Consider the following 18590-nt stretch of genomic DNA (forward strand, 5'->3'; position numbering starts at 1 on the left):
CACCACCGGGAGCCCCGTCGCAGGGGCGTCGCTAGACTCCCGCCGCCGCGCGGCGCCGCAGTTTCGTCGGCGGTCTGACGGCGTAGGCCTCCGACGAGAGGTACGCGGTCACCCGGGGCGGATGGCCCTGCTGGTGGGCGAGCGCGAGGTAGGCGATGAGGCCCACTCCGTCCTTGGGCCGCCTCGTGGTGAGGGCCGGTACCGAACGGACCAAGGGGAGGGGGTCCATGCCGTGGCTCCGCAGGACGTCCACTGCCCGCTCCAGGACCTCTCTGTCGTCGCGGGCATAGTCGCGGACCGGGATGTGGAGGGTGAAGCCGCTGGGGCGGCCGGTCTCCGTCTCGGTGAAGGAGTGGCAGGACAGGCCGGGCCGCCGGTCGAGGTCGTCGGTGGCGGCGGCGGCCCGAAAGAACTCCTGGATCTCCGCCGGCCCCGGGCCGGAGCCCGTACGGGACAGGCCGCCCGCCTCGGAAGCCGACAGGTCGAGGTGCCGGGCGTAGACCTTCACCCGCGGCGTCTCCCAGTGGCCCAGGTCCAGGGCGAGGAAGGGGTGGCCGTCGGCCTTCGGCAGCGCCCTGTGCGCCTTCTTGTGCCCGAGCCTGCGCAGGGCCTTCCGCAGGGTCTTGGCGGAACGTTTCACCCCTGACGCGGCCGGGTTCAGGTACACCTTGACCTTGGGCACGCCGCCGGGCAGCAGTTCCAGTGCGATCCACAGCGCCAGCGGGCCCTTCGGCCGGGCCGGGAAGAAGAGGTCCTCGATCTCGTCGAGGGCCTCGGTGGAGAAGTCCCAGCGCCGGGCCATGGCGCGGACGACGTCCAGACCTATCCGGCCGTTCTCCGCCCGGGTGTCCGCGCCACAGCCCGGCTCCACCAGCACACGCAGCGCCGGGGGCCGGCCGGGGCTGAAGGAGAGCGAGTACTCGACGGGGGTGTGGTCGTCCGAGAGGAAGGTCCGCGTCAGGGGCGGCAGGGCCAACGACCGCTCGGCGGCCGGGCCCAACGCCTCGACCAGAAGATGCGCGTACGTCTCCGTGTCGGCGGGAGAAAGTCCCACGACGTCGCAGAGGCGTACCAACTGGGCCCGGGTGAAGGCGCCGAGAGTACCGGACCGCGGATCCGGGAGGATGTCGAGCGGCAAGCCGGTCACCGGCACCCCACCAGGAATTCGGGTACGCATGAAGATACCCGCCGACGAGGGCGGGTATCCCGGTGCGCACCGCCACGGGGCGGTGACTGTGCCATAGCGGTGTCGGTGGATATGCGGTCCACGACATCTCCTCTACCTCATACGCAACATTGGTGCCGCGTGGATCACTACCCTCGCGATCGAATGGTCATGCAGAGATAGGGAGCCTATGGAGAACGTGTGGATCAGCTGGTGAGCCAGGACAGGAACTGGCTCCAGCGGCCCTTCCGTTCCCCGTTGCCCTCCCCGCCGGACTGCGCACCGGACGCGGTGACGTCCGTGTCGGGCCGCGTGTCGCCGTGTCCTGAGGTCGGGAGGGGGGTGAACTTGGCGGGCAGCGTGGCCAGGGCCCGGTTGAAGGGGCCGGGACGCCAGATCAGGCTGTCCTCCGGTACGGCGAGTTCGACGTCCGGCAGCCGGTTGAGCAGGTGCTCGATGGCCGTGACGGTGATGTGCCGGGCCGGCTCCTTGGACGGGCAACCGTGCAGGCCCGCGCTCCACGCCAGGTGGGACCGGTTGCTGCCGGTCGTACGGGCGGCTTTCAGGGCCGGGCTCGAGTTGGCGGCGGCGAAGCTCACCAGCATCAGGTCCCCTGCCTGCACCTTCTCGCCCGCGAACTCCATGTCCCTGGCCGGGTAGTGGGGCGCGTAGTTCGACATGGGCGGGTTGTCCCACAGCGTGTCGTCGAGCGCCTCGTCGATCAGGCCGCCGCCATCGGCGTAGCGGTCGTCGCTGAGCAGCCGGTGCAGGGTGTTGCCGAGGAGGTTGCGCAGCGGTTCGGCGCCCGCGCCGAGGAGGAGGGCGAGCTGGTGGACCATCTCCTCGTCGCTCAGCTTGGCGTGGTGCTGCATCAGCCAGGACGTGACGTCGTCGCCCGGCCGGCTCCGCTTGAGCGTGACCAGTTCCTGCACGGCCCCGAACAGCACCGCGGTCGCCTTCTCGGCGTTCACCCCGTCGAACATCCCCGTGATGCCGAAGAGCACCCGGTCGCCGATGCCGGCCGGGCAGCCGAAGAGTTCGTTGAAGACGAACAGCGGGAGCTGCTTGGCGTAGTCGCCGAGCAGGTCGGCCGACCCGCGGGAGCCGAACTGGGAGATCAGGTAGTCCGAGATCCGCTCGGTGTTCCGGGCCAGCCGCTGCGTGTCGATCCGGGCCATGCTGTCCGTGATCGCCTGGCGCAGCCGCAGGTGCTCGCCGCCGTCACTGAACATGCAGTTCTGCCGGTAGGCGAGGAGGGGTACGACGGGGCTGTCGTGCGGGACCCGGCCCTCGTTGAAGTCCCGCCACAGACGCGCGTCCTTGCGGAAGGACGCGGAGTCCTGGAGCAGCTGGAGCGCGGTGGCGTAGTCGGTGACGAGGGTGGCGTCCACCCCGGGGGCGAGCTCCACGGGCGCGGTGGGCCCGTAGTGGCGCATGTACGCGTAGTACGCCTGCGGGTCCGCGGCGAACTCCGGTCCGTGCAGCGGGATCCGGGCGCCCGAGGCGTGGGCGGGGCAGCCGGGCGGGGGCACCGGGGCGGGGGTGTGGGTGTCCATGTCGGCTACTGCTCCTGTCGGGCGCGGTCCAGCAAGAAGCGGACCAGGGTGGTGAGTGCGCCGGCGGACGACTTCTCGTCGCGCGCGTCGCAGGTGACGACGGGGGTGTCGTCGAGCAGGTCCAAGGCCTCGCGCAGCGCCGCTTCGTCCCGCAGGGGCGTGCCGTCGAAGTGGTTGACGGCGATGGCGTATTCCAGCCCGTACTGCTCGATCAGGTCGATGACTCCGAAGGAGTCCGCGAGCCGCTCGGGGTCGACGAGGACCAGCGCGCCGAGGGCCCCGCGCGCGAGGTCCTCCCACATCTGCACGAACCGCTGCTGGCCGGGGGTGCCGAACAGGTACAGCACGATGCGGTCGCTGATGGTCAGTCGGCCGAAGTCCATGGCCACCGTGGTGGTGGTCTTGCTCCGGACGCCCTTGAGGTCGTCGACGTGCTCGGCGGCCTGAGTCATCCGCTCCTCGGTGGTCAACGGCTCGATCTCCGAGATCGCGCCGATGAACGTGGTCTTGCCCACCGCGAAGTGCCCGACGACGAGGATCTTCACCGGGATCTGCGAAGCGCCGTCGCGTACGTAGTCCTGCTCACCCAAACTTGGCGCGGAGACCATGCAGCACCTCCTCCAGGATCTCCCGGTCGGCGAGGGCGGCTCGGCGTACCGGGGAGCGGGTGATGAGGTAGCCGCCCTCGGCCAGGGCGGCGAGGAGGATCTTCACCACGCCGAGCGGCAGCCGGGTGTGGCCGGCGATCTCGGCGACCGACAGGTAGCCGGCGGAGCACATGTCGATCAGCCGCTGCTCCTCGGGGGAGATCCGGGTGGGCCGCTGGCCCTCCTCCGGCGCCACCGTCACCAGCGTGATCAGGGAGAGCTGCTCCTCGTCGGGCAGACCGCGTCCCTTGGTGATGACGTACGGTCGGACCAGCTCGGCGGGCTCCGGCTCCCACTCCTCGTGCCCCGTCATGAGTGCGTGCCGAGGTTCTCGCGCGGCGGCGTCATGAGCACCTTGCCGAGCTGGCCCACGAGCTGCTGCATGCGGAAGGTGATGTCTGCCATGTCGACGTCCAGGGACGCGGAGAGGCCGAGGTAGGCACCCTCACCGGCGGAGATCAGGAAGACCCAGCCGCCGTCGAACTCGACCAGGGTCTGCCGCCACCGCGCGCTCGGGTCCTCGCAGAAGAAGGCGAGCGAGCGGCTCAGCGACTGCACACCGCTCATCGCGGCCGCGACACGGTCGGCGTTGTCCTTGCCGTAGCCGTTCGACCTGGCCATCAGCAGGCCGTCGGCGGATATCAGGACCGCGTGCAGGGCACCGGGAATCTCCAGGGCGCTGTCGAGCATCCATGACAGATCGTCGTTCACGAGACCTCATGTCCTTCGCTGCTTGCACGAGATGTGCCGCTCGTGCGGTCCGGGATCTCCGGGAAGGAGGCCCGGCCGGACTCCGTGCCTCGTTGGAAGGCACCCATGATCGCCGCCGCTTCGGCGTCGGAGCGGCTCGGAGCCTGCGCGGGTGTACTGCTGGGCACGATGGTCATGGGCCGCTTGCGGCGCCGCTTCGGCAGGCCGTCGGCGGTCGAGGAGGCCGAGGAGGCCGCGAGCACGGTTTCGGGCCCGCCCGGGTTCGGCGCGCTGGGAGCGATCACGGGCGGCGCCGCGGGCTTCTGCACCGGCACGCTGGTGAGCAGCTCGTGCGGCAGCAGGACGACCGCGCGGACCCCACCGTAGGGCGAGGACGAATCCACGGACACCTCGAAGCCGAAGCGCTCGGAGAGAACGCCGATCACGGCGAAGCCGAACTGCGGCGGGTTGCCGAGTCCGGAGACGCCGGTGACGCGGTTGCTGGAGAGCAGTCGCTCGGCGCGAACCCGTTCCTCGTCGCTCATGCCGACACCCGCGTCGTCGACGACGATGCACACGCCCTTGGGCACGGTGCGGGTGTTGATCTCGACGACGGTGTCCGGGCTGGAGTAGCTGGTGGCGTTGTCGAGGAGCTCGGCGAGCGCCAGCGCCACCGGTTCGACGACTCGGCTGGTGAGGCCGAAGTCGACGCGCGAGAGGATCTCCACGCGACGGAAGTGCCGGATCCGGCCCTGGGCGCTGCGGATCACGTCGTACACGGACGCCACGTCGCGGTGGCGGCCGAGCCAGCCGTCGCACAGCACGGCGATGGACTGCGCTCGCCGGCCGAACTGCGAGTTGGTGTGGTCGATCTCGAGCAGGTCCTGGAGCATGGAGGACTCGCCGTACTTGCTCTGCAGCCGTGAGACGACCAGCTGCTGTTCGGCGGCGAGGCCCTGGAGCGTCCGCATCGCGGACTTCAGGACCGTCTTCGTCGCTTCCTCGGCCTGTTCCTGAGCCGCCTCGACGGACTGCGTGTAGTGGTTCTCCAGGTCGGAGTAATGGTTCCGAAGCCCGTCGATCTGCTGCTTCAAAGCCTTGGCCGCCTTGCGCTGGCGGACGATAACGGCGATGGCGGCAAGAACTAGGACCAACAGAGCCCACAGCATCGGGTTCTGCATGTATTCCGTCATAAGACTCTCTTCAGGCGGCCAATGGCCAGTGACTGAATTCCCGTCATTGGGGTGCCCCGGCGAACCGTCCGCGTCGGGACGCCTGCGCGGACACCCCTGAAGTAGGAGGTGTCGTTCTGCGCTCGTCCGCCCGCCCCGCTTGCGCCGAGATCGTACCACTGTGCGATTAAGTGACTGTCCGTCAATAGACAGGCTGACCAGACGAGTCGGATGGTATGGGATGGGCTCCCCGCCCATGGAACCGGGCCGGTCGGCCGGAAATCCACCAGCGGAGGCGCGTCGCCGCAGGTCACGGGCGCAGGCGGACCCTTCCGACAGCATCCCGCCATTCTCGAACGATCTGGAGGGGACCCACGGTGAACCGCGCCACTCGGCCCATGCGCACGCCGACCGGTCCGGACGTCCCGCTGAAGAGCCGGGAGAGGTGGCGAAGCCTTTCCACGAAGGATTCGGCGACCGCTCCCGACGGCCCACCGGCGCGGCTCCGGGCCGACCCAGGTGGTGGCGTAGGTGCAGTGGCAGGTGGCGTTCGAGAGCAGCAACTCGGCCGGGTCCTTGTCGGCCTTGGACCGGTGGGAGGCGGCGGTGGCGGCGATCAGGGTGTCGGGGCCGCCCGGGTCGTTCGCGTACGCCTCACGCCGGGCCGCGCTCCACGGCGTCCGCTCCCCCGGCAGGAAGCGTCATTCGAGGCGAGCGGTATTCCTGTCTGCGGGGCCGGGGCGTCGAAGGCGGTTCACATGGTCAGGTGGCCGAAGATTCCGGCGACCACGACTCCGGCGGCGAGGACGAGGAAGCTGACCGCGGTCATGAGGGCGAGCGGTCCGCGGCCGACCTTCGGTTCCATGGAGTGGTGGTCGTGGCCGCCGGCGGGGGCGGGCTGCTCGGCTGCGGTGTGCGTCTTGTGCGTCATGTGCGTCACAGGCTCCGCGACGGGACCGGCGTGAGCCGCGTGGCCGGTGGCCGGGGCGGGGTGGCCATCAGGATGCGGTGCTGTAGGCGGGCCGTCGGAGAGGGCGGCGCCGGCGAGGGCGATTCCGGCCGCGAGAGGGACGGGCTTGTCGTGGCGGACGGTGAGCATGCCGTGCTTGAGGCCTCGGTCGACCAGCCACCAGTTCATCGGGAGAGCGACGAGGAAGCCGGCGCACAGGGAGATGGACATGATGAACCAGAAGGTGGGGCCGATGGGGCTGGGGTGGGGCATGGTGTTGGTCATCCAGGGGATCATGACCGCCGTCATGCCGCCCATGACCGCGTTCATGGACAGCAGCTCGGCGAGGAACGTCTTCTTCAGCGACGTGCGGTAGCTGCCGAACATGCTCTTCATGAACAGGGCCTGGAAGACCGTCCAGCCGAAGAGGAAGCCGAGGACGTACTCGACGGTCAGCTCCGCCCACGGCTGGACGCCGAGCGTATAGGTGATCACCGCGGCGGCGAGGATGCCGATGCCGTCACCGGCCACGCAGTGCATGGTCGAGCCGACGACCTGGCGCCATTTCGCGGCCACGTACTGCTCGTGCGTACCGGGCAGCGGCTCGCGGCAGCTGAGGACGTACAGCAGGGCGCCGAAGAGTCCGCTGAAGGCGGTGACGACGACGAAGCCCCACTTCATCACCGTCGCTTCGGGGGTGCGCTGGATGTCGATGGCGACGAAGACCACCGCGATGGCGACCTGCAGGAACCACAGCAGCATCACGCCGTCGAGAAGCATGAAAACCTCCTGGTGACCGTTCTTTCACCCTGGCAGAACCACAGAAAACGGACCACTCGGCAGCGTGGATGCGCGAGGCCGTCCCGTGGCCGCGGCGTCCGGCCTGGGGGCCGGTCAGGCGACCGGGAGCAGGTGCCCGCGCCCTGTGACGAGGAAGACGGCCACGAGGGCGAGGACCATGAGGATCGCGCTGTCGAGGGTGAGCGGCGACCACACGCCGCCACTCTGTGGTGTCACGGCTTCGTCCACGCCTCCGGCCGCCAGGAAGCTCGTCGGGTCCGTCAGCGCGTGCAGGGCGATCGCGGCCCCGTTCCGCCTGTGCCCGGCGGCGTACGCGGGGGTCGTCCGGACGGAGAGAAAGCCCGTGATGCCGATCGCCCATGCCATGAATGTCCGGTTGGGTAGATTGTTCGATCAAGGGGCGAAAGGCCCTTCTTGTCTCATGGCGTCGCCGGAAGGGGGCGCCGGCCGTACCGCCTGTCCGACGAGAGAGCGAAGATGCCCCTCGACACCACCGCCCCCCGCGGTTCCGCGGGCTCCGGCGACTACACCGCCCAGACCCCGTGCGGCGGCGACTCGCCCTTGCGCGCCTTCCTGCGGACCGAGACCGGGAGTACGGCCGTCCTACTGGCCGCGGCGGTCGCCGCGCTCGTCTGGGCGAACACGGCACCAGGGTCCTACACCTCGTTCTGGGAGACGCCCTTCTCCCTCCGGGCCGGCTCGTACGGGATCTCGCTCGACCTGCGGACGTGGGTGAACAGCGGCCTGATGACGCTGTTCTTCTTCGTGGTCGGGCTGGAGGCGCGCCGGGAGTTCGACCGGGGCGAGCTGCGCGAGCGCAGACGGCTGGCGCTGCCGCTGGCCGCCGGGATCGGGGGCATGGCCGTGCCCGTCGCCCTGTTCCTGGCGCTCAACGCGGGAAACGGGACGGGCGGCGGCTGGGGGGTGGCGATGTCCACCGACACGGCCTTCGCGCTGGGGCTGCTGGCCGTGCTTGGCTCCCGCATGCCGCCCGCGCTGCGGGTGTTCCTTCTGATGATCGCGGTGGTCGACGACTTCCTCTCCCTCGCGGTCATCGCCTTCGCCTACAGTGACGACGTCTCCGCGCCCGCGCTGCTCGTCGCGGCAGGCGCCCTGCTTGTGCCGGTCCTGGTGCGCGGGGCCGGGGTGCGGCGCGGCGTCGTGGACGCGCTCCTGGGCGCTGTCGCCTGGGTGGCGATGCTCGAATCGGGGGTGGAGCCGGTCGTGGTCGGCCTCGTGCTCGGCCTGCTGACCTCCGCCGCGCCGGCCACGCGCGCCGAGCTGGAGCACGCCAGCGGGGTCTTCCACCGCTTCCGGGAGCAGCCCACCCCCGAGCTGGAGCGGACCGCCCGGGCCGGTCTCTCCTCCGCGGTCTCGCCGAACGAGCGTCTTCAGCGTGTGTACCACCCGTGGACGAGCTATGCCGTCGTCCCGCTGTTCGCGCTGGCCAACGCCGGTATCGAGCTCAGCGGCGACCGACTGACCGACGCCTTCGCCTCGCCCGTCACCCTGGGCATCCTGCTGGCCTACGCCGTCGGCAAGCCGCTCGGCATCACCGGCGGTGCCACGCTGATCACCCTCGCCTCCCGAGGCCGGATCCGTCTCCCTGTCGGCTGGGGCGCCGCGGTCGCGGGCGGCACGCTGTCCGGAGTCGCCTTCACCGTGTCCCTGCTCATCGCGTCGCTCACGTTCACCGGCGCACGGCTGGAGGAGGCCAAGATCGGCGTCCTCGCCACGCTACTCGTCTCGCTGCCGGCCTCCCTGGCCGTCACCGCCGTGATCGGCCTGCTGCCCCCGCCGCTGCGGGCGCGGGCGCTGTACGGGAAGGCCGAGACGCTCGTCGACCTCGCCGTGCCCGTCGACCCCGACCGCGACCACGTCCGGGGGCCCCGGCACGCGCCGGTGACGGTCGTCGAGTACGGCGACTACCAGTGCCCCCACTGCGGAAAGGCCGAAGACGTCGTCCGCGAACTGCTCGCCGGTGCCGGGGACGTACGGTACGTGTGGCGCCACCTTCCGCTGACCGACGTCCACGTCCACGCCCGGCTCGCCGCCGAAGCCGCAGAGGCAGCCGCCCTGCAGGGTCGTTACTGGCAGATGCACGACCTGCTCATCAGCCACCAGAACGCGCTGGACATCGAGGACCTGCGCGCCTACGCCACCCGCATCGGGCTGGACGCGGACCGCTTCGAACGTGACCTGGAGGACCGGCGCGGGGCCGCCCGGGTCGCCGGGGACGTGGAGTCCGCCGACCTCAGTGGCGTGGCCGGCACACCGACGTTCTTCGTCAACGGCCGCAGGCACCACGGCGCCTACGACATCGACGCGCTGACCGCCGCCGTCCGGGCCGCCCGCGCACGCGCGACGCCACCCACCTGAGCCAGGTCCCGGCCGAACGCCGTGCGATCGGTCGACCCGTCGCGGGCCCCGACCATGGCCTACGGGGCCGGTTCGCCGGCGGGGACTTCCTGCCGGCGGGTGCGTGCCGCCGAGTGCAACTGGCCGGTGTGGTCGCGGTCTCCGCGCGGAAGGCGCGGCTGAAGGCGGAGACCGAGCGATAGGCGACCGCTCCAGCCACCGTCCGAGCGGTAGCCGACCGCTCCGGCCGTCGTGCCGACCGGGGCGTCGCCGCGGGTGAGCAGGGCCGCGGCGATCATCATCCGCAGCCGGGTCAGGAACGTGCCCACCGGCATTCGGGTCGCCTGCCCGAAGCGGCGGATGAGGGTGGTCCACGACACTGCGGCACGATCGGCGAGCCGGGCGGTGCTCCAGCCCTCGCCGGGCTCGCGCAGCACGGCGCCCGGACGTCGGCGGGGCCGTCACGGCCGACGGCGTCGCTGCGACCGCCGGGGCGGTCAGGGCACCGGAGGTCGCCGCCAGGGCGACGGCCACGGCCTCGGTGAGGAGACGGGGCGCGGAGCGTCTGCGGTGGAGCGGGAGAGCGCCTCTCGGACGAGGAGGGGCGACTGAAGGAAGCCTTTCCCGGGAGAGTTACGGGCGTGGCGCGAAAGGGTGACACGCCACGCCCGCATGACTCACGAGGTGCCCGAGAGGTGTACGCCGGACCGGGGAACCCGGAAGTCCGTCAGGTCCGGCGGGCTCCCCCGCTCTTCCCCCGGACTCCCCCGCTCTTCCTCCTGGTCAGAAGACCAGGCCGTTCTCGTCGGTGAAGGTGTTCTCGGTCCACAGCTTCTTCCGGGACGCGAACGGGGCGCGGGCGTCGCCGGTGCCCTTGTAGAAGGAGAGGGACCAGCCCCGGTACAGCGCCTTCCCGTCGACGAGCAGGTCGGGGCGGCCGTCCCGGTCGGCGTCGCCGATGCCGACGATCTCGTCGTACTCCTGCCAGCCGCCGCCGATGCGGGTGCGGGCGGTGAAGGTGCCGTCGCCCTTGCCGAGGTAGAGCCACAGAACGCCGTCCCGGTCGCGGGCGACGAGGTCGCCGCCCCGGCCGCCGGCGACGTTCCCGGTCGCGGTGATCCGGTCGTACGTCTGCCAGCCGCCGCCGATCTTCCTGCGGGGGGCGAAGGGCTTGGTGGCACTGCCGGTGGAGGCGTACAGCCACAGCACGCCGGACCTGTCGGCGGCGACGAGGTCGGCCCGGCCGTCGCCGGTCAGGTCGCTGCCGGCGGTGAGCTTGTCGTACGTCTGCCAGCCGCCGCCGACCTGGACGCGGCGGGCGAGGCCCGTGCCGGTGCCCTGGTAGAACCAGAGGACGCCGGAGCGGTCGCGGCCGACCACGTCGGCGAAGCGGGAGCCGGCGATGTCGCCGGTGGCGACGACGCGGTCGTAGATGTTCCAGCCAGCGCCGTGGTCGGTCCGCTCCGTCGGGGAGAGGTACTGGGTGAGGATCTGCCGGAAGTCGAAGGACAGCAGCCGGCCCGCCTCGTTGCGGACCAGCAGGTCCGGGGCACCGCTGTCCGAGTAGTCGTGGGGGGCCGTGCCGCTCGCGACGGTGAGGGAGCCGGTGCGCACCAGGTCGGGGCCGATGCCGTTGCGGGGTTTGGCGGTCAGCTTCCAGGTGTAGGCGCCGTTGCGGGCGGCCGTGTAGTCGTCGAAGGCGCCGTCCCAGGACGTGGTGTAGCGGGCCTCGTCCCCGTAGGCGTAGTCCGGGCCGGACGTCCACCGCTTGCCGCTCGCCTTGTGGGTGAGCTCGACCTGCACCAGCGCGTTGCCCCGGTTGAGGTACCAGGTCATGGTCGGCCACGGCACCTCCTTGCGGAAGTCGAGGACGGCGGGGACCTCCTGGCCCGTCAGATCCAGGACGGTGGCCTGACCGTTGCTCGCGCGGAGCGTCGCGACCGGCTTGCCGTCGGCGCCGGGGGCGATCCGGTAGACGCCCTCGCCGTGCGCGACCGTGCCGCCCTGGACCTGCCCGGCGCCGAACAGGGCCTCAGTACTCTCCAGGACCGTGACGGGGGTGCCGCCCGCGACCGGGCGGGCCTTGAGCGGGAAGAAGGGGTTCGGCTCGGTCGCCGCGGCTCCGCCCGTGCGGGTGTACGTGACCCAGTCGCCCATCAGGTCGACCTGGACCCAGTCGCCCGCGCCGATCGGCGTCCGGACCGTGGCGGTCTCACCGTGGCGGGCCGACACGACGGTCAGCTGCCCGTCGGCGCTCCGCTCCGCCCAGGCCAGGTGGGTGGCCGAGGCGGCGACGTTGGCGGAGACGGCGGGGAGGGTGCGTCGGCTCGTGATCGTGCCGGTGGCCAGGTCGACGGCGGCGAGCCACTTCCCGGCCGCCCCGTCCACCGTGCCGGTGTACGCGAGCGCGAAGACACCGGGCTCGTTCAGGTCGTAGCTCACGAACCTGGCGTCGGCGGGCAGACCGGCGACCTCGCGGACGACGGCCTTGCCGTCCTGGAGGGAGAGCAGGTGCAGGGAGGCGTTGCCCGAGGCGTCCAGGGCCTGCATGACGAGGGTCTTCCCGGCGGACCTGAGCAGCTTCGTCGAGGAGCCGGGGAGCGTGACGCCGAGGAGGGTGGGCTCGGGGACGGCGGCGTCCTTGGTGCTCGTCGCCATGTCGTACAGCGAGAGGGCGCGGGGCGCGTCCTCGCGCACGACGATGTCGCTGTCGACAGCGCCCCGGTACTGGCCTTCGGGCAACTCGACGGTGACCCCGTCCGCGTACCGGGTCCAGGAGAAGCGGTCCTGCCCGGCGTCGAAGGTCAGGAAGCCGGAGGGGCCGCCGCCGCGCAGGACACCGCCGGTCGGCATGCCGACCGGCTCCTGCTGCGGCAGGTCGGCGGTCACCGCCCCCGTGACGGCGGGAGCCGCCAGGGCGGGCATGGCGAAGACGCCGCCGGCCGTCACGGCGAGGACGAGGGCCACGGTGGTGGCGAGCGGACGCGTACGGGTGGTGGGGGTCGGACGGGTGGTGCGAGGCAAGGGAAACGTTCCTTCCCAGGAGTGCGGGCGTGGCGCGACACGCCACGCACGCATGACTCACGAAACGCCCCGAGGGTTGCACGCCGGACCGAAGAATTCCGTAGTCCGTCTCGGGGGCCGGGGGTTTCCTGTACCGCCCGGTAGGTGTCTTTGAAGGCCCAGGGCCCTGCTGTCGGGTGAAGGGCTCCGTCCGCGTTTTCCACCTGCTTGGATGCGAGAGCGATCGAACCAACGAGGGGTGTGGTCGCCGCAGCCCTCGTCGGATGGCTGATGCGCCGGAAGCGGCAGCAGGGGTCGACCGCGATGGCCGCCGGGGAGCCGGCCGGGGAGCCTCGCATGCTCAAGTGGTCTGCTCAGGGCTCTCGCTGGAGGGCGGGACGCCTGCTGATGAGGCTGTCGACTGAGGAGTAACCAGCCGACGGGCCGGTTCTTCTCCGTCGAGCTGTCGGCGCGGGGGCCTTTCCGGGCCAGGCGTCGGGTCACGAGGGTGATGAAGGCCCCGTTCAGGTGGGCTTCGGAGCGCTCGGGCAGACGCTCGCAGTCCCGGCAGTCGCGGCGGGCGTTCATGATCCAGTCGATCGACCGTTCGACCGTTCGGCCTTCCAGCGGCGGGGCAGCACGACGAACCCCTCGATGCTTTGGGGGGCGGAGGACGGGCCGCAGGGTCAACCACAGGTGATCCTGCGTCCAGGCGGGCAGCAGGTCACGGACGTAGGCGACGCAGCAGGGGGCGGCGGCTCGTGCCGGTGGCGGGGTAGACCGTCAGGAGGACGGCACCGAGTGCGGTGGTGTCCGGCGAGAGCGTCCGCGCGTACCGAAGGCCCTCGCTCGCCGTCGGCTCTGTTTCCAGGCAGGCGGCCCGCACCTGTGCGACGGTCGGCCCGTCGGTCCGCACGAAGGTCCAGGCGCGTGCGGATGTGGACCACTCGGCCCCGACAGCGCCATGCCGGTGAGCGCCGAGGCCGAACCGGTCGGTGAGCGTACGAGCGAGTCGGCGAAGGCGCGTCGCGCGGTCGGAGGTCGGAGGTCAGAGGTCGTCGAACGCCGGTATGCACCGGACCCGGCGAAAGAGGGCTTCGTCGCCCATGTTCTCGTCCCAGCCGACGTGATCGCGCCCCAGCTGCTCCTCCTGCGGTTCGACGTAGCGCATCCGGCCAAGCGCGATGTGGATCATGAACCTACTCCCCATAGACGAATACTCAGGGCCCCTTGCCCTGGCGTCTGTCGGCACCTGCCAGGCGACGGGGATACCTTCAACCCCTTGGGTGCTCGTTCTCGCATGGGAGTGGCTGTTGTCGTTCCGGACTTGAGGAGTGCTGGTCGAACGGGAGTCACCTGAACTCCCGACCCGACCGGTCCTCCCCCGCCCTCGTGACCTCCACGTCCATCACATCGAGCGGCAGCATGACCGCGCGCACCGGGTGGACGTCACGTCGCCGAGGTGCCCGGCCGCACGGCGAGGCCAGAGCGCCCACAGGCACGACGCCTGGCGTACCGCCACCACCAGCGTCCTCGCAGCAGTGCGCAGCTTGCCACCTGGGCGGTGGGAGGCGAGGACGTCCGCAAGGGCCAACCGGCGGCGACTGTGAAAATCGCTGTCCGATCACCGGAGCACGGTGATAGACACCCGGCGTGGAAAAGAATCTTGAGTTCCCTGACCTGTTGCGACTCATCGATGAACGGTCGGCCGCCTTCCGCGCCGTGGTCGCCGCCGCGCCCGGTCTCGACGCGCAGGTGCCGACCTGCCCCGGGTGGACGCTGTTCGATCTGGTGAAGCATCTGGGTGGGGGAGACCGTTTCTGGGCCGCCATCGTCGGCGCGGGGTCTGCCGACGCTCCCCCGGCCGAGGCCGTCGCCGCGCGCGCCGCGCTGGAAGTGCCGCAGGAGCGTGAGGCCCTGCTGGCCTGGCTGGACGCGTCGACACAGCTTCTGCTGGGCGCCCTGCGCGCGGCGGGACCGGAGAGCGGTTGCTGGACGTGGTGGCCCGCGTCGCAGTCGCCGCAGACCGCCGGCGGCACCGCCCGGCACCGGGTCCAGGAGACCGCGGTGCACACCTACGACGCCCAGCTCGCCGGGGGCTCCCCGCAGCCGCTGCCGGTCGAACTGGCACTCGACGGTGTGGAGGAGTTCCTGTTCACCGTCTGCGCAACGCCGAGTGCCTGGCCGCACACGCCCACGGCCTTCGACTTCCACGCCGCCGAGGGCCGCTCCTGGCGCCTCGCCGTCGACGGCGACGGCGCACGCATCACCCGCATCCCCGCGCCCACCACCGCGACCGGCGAAGACTCGGACGCAGCCGGCGCCTCCGTCCACGGCACGGCCAGTGAGCTGGTCCTCTACCTGTACGACCGGATCCAGGCCGACTCCTTGCACGTTGACGGAGACGCAGGGCTGCTCGACCTGCTCCGCGCCTGGGAGCCGGAGGAGAAGTAGGACGTAGCGGGGGTGGTTGGCCGCGCCTCGATCCGGTAGGACACGACTCCTCGCCAGGTTCGTCAGTCGCGGCACCGGGCCCAAACCCGCGAGGCGGCCTCGGGGCGTCACCAAGCCGACCGTCCACCTGGATGGCAGGGCGAATTCGTCCGTCCCCGCGATCACGAGAAGCGACGCGACTGCCGTCGTCCCGGTCTCGTCGAGAAGTCGGTCGATCGGGTGACTGCGACGGCTGTCGTGCATGAGAGCAGGGCCTCTTGGCAGCTCGAAGGGTACCGAAGCCAACGTGCGCTCCAGGAGGCCCTGTTGTCGCATTTCTACGGAAACGCGGGAAGGGGTCCACTTCAGCCACTCCCGCGTGTGACTGTCTGGCTCACAGGTTCGGGAACGCCAGGGACCACGGGGCGCGCGAGCGTCGGCATCCCACCGGCAAGTCGGACGCCGAGTGGGCGGCGGTCCGGCCACTGCTGCCGGTGCCGGCTGACTGGCTGGCTGGCTGGCTGGCTGCGGGGGCGGGGGCGGGAGCGGGCAACCGGAGGCTTAGACGTCATCTCAATTGGCTCGGTAGGCTGCGGTCTGTGGTGGGGATTGTTGAGCGGCTGGTGCGGACGAGTTGTGGGAGCTGTTCCAGCGGGTGGTGCCGGAGGCTCCTTCGCGGCCTCAGGGTGGTGGCCGGCGTCGGCATGGTGACCGAGAGGCACTGGCCGCGATCGTGTTCGTGGCCACGTCGGGCTGCACGTGGCAGCAGTTGCGGTCTGCGCCGTTCGGGCCGTCGGGAGCGACGGCTCACCGGCGCTTCTCCGAGTGGACGAAGGCCCGGGTGTGGGCCAAGCTCTACCGCCTGGTCCTCGACGAACTCGGGTCCCGAGGCGAGCTGGACTGGTCCCGCTGCGCGATCGACTCGGTGAACATGCGGGCTTTGAAAAGGGGGACCTGACAGGTCCGAATCCTGTGGACCGGGGCAAGTACGGCTCGAAGATTCACTTGATCACTGAGCGGACCGGTTTGCCCATCCCTGCAGGAGTCTCGGCGGCGAACCTTCACGACAGCCAGGCTCTGATCCCGCTGGTGAAGGGCATACCCCCGATCCGGTCCCGCCGCGGGCCCCGGCGGCGCAAGCCGGGCAAGCTTCACGGCGACAAGGGCTACGACTACTCCCACCTGCGGCGATGGTTACGCCAGCGTGGCATCACCCACCGCATCGCCCGCAAAGGTGTCGAGTCCTCGCAGAGGCTGGGCTGTCATCGCTGGACCATCGAACGCACCATGGCCTGGCTCGCCGGCTGCCGACGACTCCACCGACGCCACGAACGCAAAGCCGACCACTTCCTCGCCTTCACCAGCATCGCCTGCACCCTCATCTGCTACCGCAGGCTCAAGACGACTCCAGGCGTTGTGAGAGCTGCGCCATGATGGTCCGCGTGAGCGAAGAGACTGCGCTTGAGGCCGTATCACGCCTGTACCAAGAGTTCATGGAATGGCCGTTTCCTTCCGGATTGGCCGGCGCGGACCGGGCCGGCTTCGACGTGGTGATGCTGGACTCGGACACCGCAGGCTGCGTTTTCACGTGGATCAAGAACGGCGGCGAGCTCGAAGCGCGGGGGCGAAGCATTCTGCTTCGCTGCATCGCCCGCCTAGACCAGGTCATACCTGTACTCGGCGAAGCGGACGCCCCTGAGTACTGGCACCACCTGTACGAGATGGCTCAACTTGTCGCGGGCTCCCCGCACGTAGTCACCAAATGAGATGACCTCTTATTGCCACCGCTTGCCACCGCTCGATGCCGGACGCGATCCGCTACCTGGTCGGCAACGGCACGAAGTGGCGGGCGGGACTCGGAGCTGGGCGCGGGCGTGATCGACTCGCAGTCGGTCAAAGCGGACGGGGGCGTCGGCTCTGGCAGCTGCGGCTTCGACGGCGGCAAGCTGATCAACGAGCGCAAGCGGCACGTCGTGGTCGACACCCTTGGCCTGCTGCTCGCGGTGATGGTCGCCGCAGCGGATGTGGGCGACCGCGCCGCGGCCCAGGTCCTGCTCACCCATGTCGCTGTCGCGCACCACCCGTTGTCCCTGGTCTGGGCCGACGGCGGATACCCCGGCAGCCTCGTCGGGTACTGCCTCGCGGCCCTCACCCCCGTCCTCGCCATCGTCAAACGCAGCGACGACATGCGCGGCTTCGTCGTGCTGCCCAAGCGGTGGATCGTCGAGCGGTTCTTCGCCCACCTGATGCGAAGTCGCCGTCTCGCGCGCGACTTCGAGCTTTCCCGGTACGGGGTCCAGGCCGAAGCAGGCGGCCATCTCCTGGCACGTCAAAGCTCCTTGACCGAGTCGGTTACGGTCGCTGAGGCCTGCAGGATGCGCTGGTAGTCCACCGACAGCGCCGACCAGGCCGGTCCCGCGCGCCACACCGGCACCACTGTTTCTGGAGGTGGTCGGCCTCCTCCCACAGATCGTCGACACGACGGCGAGCGGCGAGCGGCGAGCTCACGCTGTTCCAGCAGTCCCACGACCGACTGCATCCTCGACCCCCACCCAAGCGACGACACGACACGACATCGCTGCCACGAGACCGCCGCCCCTATGCCTGACCAGCGAGAACGCAGTCCTCAAGCCCGGAAACCGTCCATGACGAGACGGATATCCGCTCCCTCAGACCACCTCGGGAATCTCGATGCCCCGGATGCTCAAGTACTGCTCCATGCGTGCCCTGAGCCCCTGCCGGCGCTTGCCCTTCACCGCCATGACGTACGCCGACTTCCCGAAGGCGCCGGTCATCAGCAGGTCAAGATCACCTCGTGTGAACAGCACGTCGTAGAACGGCGCGAGCGCCTCGTCGGTGTACACGAACTGGCTCATGAGCAGCTGCAACGGCGTGCCGTAGTCCTTCGCCACGGCGTTGACATCCGCGCCGCCGTCGAGCAACCGCCGCAGCAGCGGCGCCTCAAGCTCCGGAGCGAGCCGAGCGCTGCCGAGCAGTGCGTGCAACACGTTCACGCCATCATGGGTCGTCGTCGCGTCGGCGCCGTCGTCGAGCAGGCGAGTCGCGATCGCACCGCGCGCACTCGGATCCACGTTCGTCAACGCGCCCATCAGAACGCTGCGACCCTTGACCTCGGCATTCGCCTGCGAAGGGTCGTACGCGTCGAGGAACCCGCCGAGGGAACCCGTCTGCGCGGCATACACGATGTCCATCTCACTCTCTCCATCATCAGTCCAGCAGTGCCATGTCCGTTCCACGTACCACTCCAACAGACCCCCGTATGGATGCGGTCGAGCGCACCTGCCGCTTCGTACTCCCGGGCTTGCTGCGGTGCACGAGGGCCTGTGGAACATTGTCGGCAGCAATCAACAGGACGGCGACAAGGCCGAAGGTGCCGTCGCCGTCGCCCTCGACGCCTTCCTCAGGGTGGGCAAGACCACCGCGGCGCTCGCCTTCGCCCGGGAGTTCCACCCCCGCGAGATCGCCGAGCACGGCGCGTTCACCGCGCAGGGCACGAGCGGTGGCCGGTGTGCCGGGTTGGGCCGCCCGCAACGAACGGATGCTGCCCGGTGAACGGCGTACAGCGGAGCGGACCCTGCCCCGCCGGGCCGTTCTGGTCACGGGTGAGGAGAGCGCCGCCTTCGCGGCCGGCACGGGTGTGGCCGAGGACGTGCGCGCGGCGATGACGTTGCGGCGCTTCGACGGGCACGCGGTGGTCGTCGAGCCGTAGTCGAGGAAGACGCGGCGCGCTCGTCGAGCTCGGAGCTCGGCCGCGGCCCGTACAGGTTCGTGACACGGGTCCGTCTCACCGCTTCA

At 70.4% G+C, this 18590-nt stretch carries 19 protein-coding genes; 7 read left to right on the plus strand and 12 right to left on the minus strand.

All coding sequences use genetic code 11. From position 1 onward, the window contains the following. Positions 1-31 precede the first annotated feature (31 nt). The 8 genes from ACFQ8C_RS10075 to ACFQ8C_RS10110 all read right to left on the minus strand — a co-directional run bounded on the left by ACFQ8C_RS10075 (position 32) and on the right by ACFQ8C_RS10110 (position 7346). Positions 32-1147, minus strand: coding sequence for a tryptophan dimethylallyltransferase family protein (locus ACFQ8C_RS10075; protein WP_383454289.1), 1116 nt, complete (start codon positions 1145-1147; stop codon positions 32-34). Between the two features lie 224 nt (positions 1148-1371). Continuing rightward, entirely contained in the window at positions 1372-2721 is a 1350-nt protein-coding gene (locus ACFQ8C_RS10080; protein ID WP_383454292.1) for a cytochrome P450, read from the minus strand. Between the two features lie 5 nt (positions 2722-2726). Then, positions 2727-3329, minus strand: a complete 603-nt coding sequence (locus ACFQ8C_RS10085) for an ATP/GTP-binding protein (RefSeq protein ID WP_383454295.1) — start codon at positions 3327-3329, stop codon at positions 2727-2729. Continuing rightward, positions 3304-3681: a DUF742 domain-containing protein gene (locus tag ACFQ8C_RS10090; protein ID WP_383454297.1), complete on the minus strand. Its 378-nt coding sequence runs from the start codon at positions 3679-3681 to the stop codon at positions 3304-3306. The genes ACFQ8C_RS10085 and ACFQ8C_RS10090 overlap by 26 nt, the downstream gene beginning before the upstream one ends. Then, a complete protein-coding gene (locus ACFQ8C_RS10095; protein ID WP_383454300.1) occupies positions 3678-4079 on the minus strand; it encodes a roadblock/LC7 domain-containing protein in 402 nt (133 codons plus the stop codon). Before ACFQ8C_RS10095 ends, ACFQ8C_RS10090 begins: the two co-directional genes overlap by 4 nt. Then, on the minus strand, positions 4076-5251 hold the full coding sequence (locus ACFQ8C_RS10100) for a sensor histidine kinase (protein WP_383454303.1): 1176 nt from the start codon (positions 5249-5251) through the stop codon (positions 4076-4078). The genes ACFQ8C_RS10095 and ACFQ8C_RS10100 overlap by 4 nt, the downstream gene beginning before the upstream one ends. 733 nt (positions 5252-5984) lie before the next feature. Then, positions 5985-6959 (minus strand): DUF4396 domain-containing protein, encoded by a 975-nt coding sequence (locus ACFQ8C_RS10105; protein WP_383454305.1) that lies wholly within the window; start codon positions 6957-6959, stop codon positions 5985-5987. A gap of 114 nt (positions 6960-7073) precedes the next feature. After that, entirely contained in the window at positions 7074-7346 is a 273-nt protein-coding gene (locus ACFQ8C_RS10110) for a hypothetical protein (RefSeq protein ID WP_383454308.1), read from the minus strand. Between the two features lie 111 nt (positions 7347-7457). Here ACFQ8C_RS10110 and nhaA point away from each other — a divergent pair, with 111 nt between their 5' ends. Continuing rightward, positions 7458-9359 (plus strand): Na+/H+ antiporter NhaA, encoded by a 1902-nt coding sequence (gene nhaA, locus ACFQ8C_RS10115; RefSeq protein WP_383454311.1) that lies wholly within the window; start codon positions 7458-7460, stop codon positions 9357-9359. 59 nt (positions 9360-9418) lie between these two features. On the opposite strand, the gene ACFQ8C_RS10120 is transcribed toward nhaA, so the two are convergent. The 3 genes from ACFQ8C_RS10120 to ACFQ8C_RS10130 form a co-directional block, all read right to left on the minus strand. Next, a complete protein-coding gene (locus tag ACFQ8C_RS10120; protein WP_383454314.1) occupies positions 9419-9775 on the minus strand; it encodes a helix-turn-helix domain-containing protein in 357 nt (118 codons plus the stop codon). A gap of 346 nt (positions 9776-10121) precedes the next feature. Next, positions 10122-12362 carry an FG-GAP repeat domain-containing protein gene (locus tag ACFQ8C_RS10125; protein ID WP_383454317.1) on the minus strand — a complete coding sequence of 747 codons (2241 nt, stop codon included), beginning with the start codon at positions 12360-12362 and terminating at the stop codon, positions 10122-10124. A 1027-nt stretch (positions 12363-13389) separates the two neighbouring features. Further along, entirely contained in the window at positions 13390-13536 is a 147-nt protein-coding gene (locus ACFQ8C_RS10130) for a hypothetical protein (protein ID WP_383454320.1), read from the minus strand. A 458-nt stretch (positions 13537-13994) separates the two neighbouring features. Between ACFQ8C_RS10130 and ACFQ8C_RS10135 the strand changes: the two genes are divergently transcribed. The 4 genes from ACFQ8C_RS10135 (at position 13995) to ACFQ8C_RS10150 (ending at position 17161) form a co-directional block, all read left to right on the plus strand. Further along, complete coding sequence (locus ACFQ8C_RS10135) at positions 13995-14795, plus strand: maleylpyruvate isomerase family mycothiol-dependent enzyme (protein WP_383454323.1); 801 nt, start codon at positions 13995-13997, stop codon at positions 14793-14795. A gap of 613 nt (positions 14796-15408) precedes the next feature. Next, positions 15409-16208, plus strand: a protein-coding gene (locus ACFQ8C_RS10140; RefSeq protein ID WP_383454326.1) for an IS5 family transposase whose coding sequence is annotated in 2 segments (ribosomal slippage) — positions 15409-15721 and positions 15721-16208 — 801 coding nt in all. Because the reading frame shifts where the segments join, the coding sequence is not laid out codon by codon here. A gap of 8 nt (positions 16209-16216) precedes the next feature. Beyond that, a complete protein-coding gene (locus tag ACFQ8C_RS10145; RefSeq protein ID WP_383454329.1) occupies positions 16217-16540 on the plus strand; it encodes a hypothetical protein in 324 nt (107 codons plus the stop codon). Between the two features lie 108 nt (positions 16541-16648). Next, positions 16649-17161 carry a transposase gene (locus ACFQ8C_RS10150; RefSeq protein WP_383454331.1) on the plus strand — a complete coding sequence of 171 codons (513 nt, stop codon included), beginning with the start codon at positions 16649-16651 and terminating at the stop codon, positions 17159-17161. 282 nt (positions 17162-17443) lie between these two features. Here ACFQ8C_RS10150 and ACFQ8C_RS10155 read toward each other — a convergent pair whose 3' ends face one another. Then, positions 17444-17986 carry a hypothetical protein gene (locus tag ACFQ8C_RS10155; RefSeq protein WP_383454334.1) on the minus strand — a complete coding sequence of 181 codons (543 nt, stop codon included), beginning with the start codon at positions 17984-17986 and terminating at the stop codon, positions 17444-17446. 118 nt (positions 17987-18104) lie between these two features. Between ACFQ8C_RS10155 and ACFQ8C_RS10160 the strand changes: the two genes are divergently transcribed. Next, a complete protein-coding gene (locus ACFQ8C_RS10160) occupies positions 18105-18347 on the plus strand; it encodes a hypothetical protein (protein WP_383454336.1) in 243 nt (80 codons plus the stop codon). After that, a complete protein-coding gene (locus tag ACFQ8C_RS10165; protein WP_383454339.1) occupies positions 18334-18504 on the plus strand; it encodes a hypothetical protein in 171 nt (56 codons plus the stop codon). The genes ACFQ8C_RS10160 and ACFQ8C_RS10165 overlap by 14 nt, the downstream gene beginning before the upstream one ends. The last annotated feature ends 86 nt before the right edge of the window (positions 18505-18590 follow it).

Origin of the sequence: Streptomyces sp. NPDC056503, from assembly GCF_042794995.1 — a bacterium.
Lineage (GTDB): Bacteria > Actinomycetota > Actinomycetes > Streptomycetales > Streptomycetaceae > Streptomyces.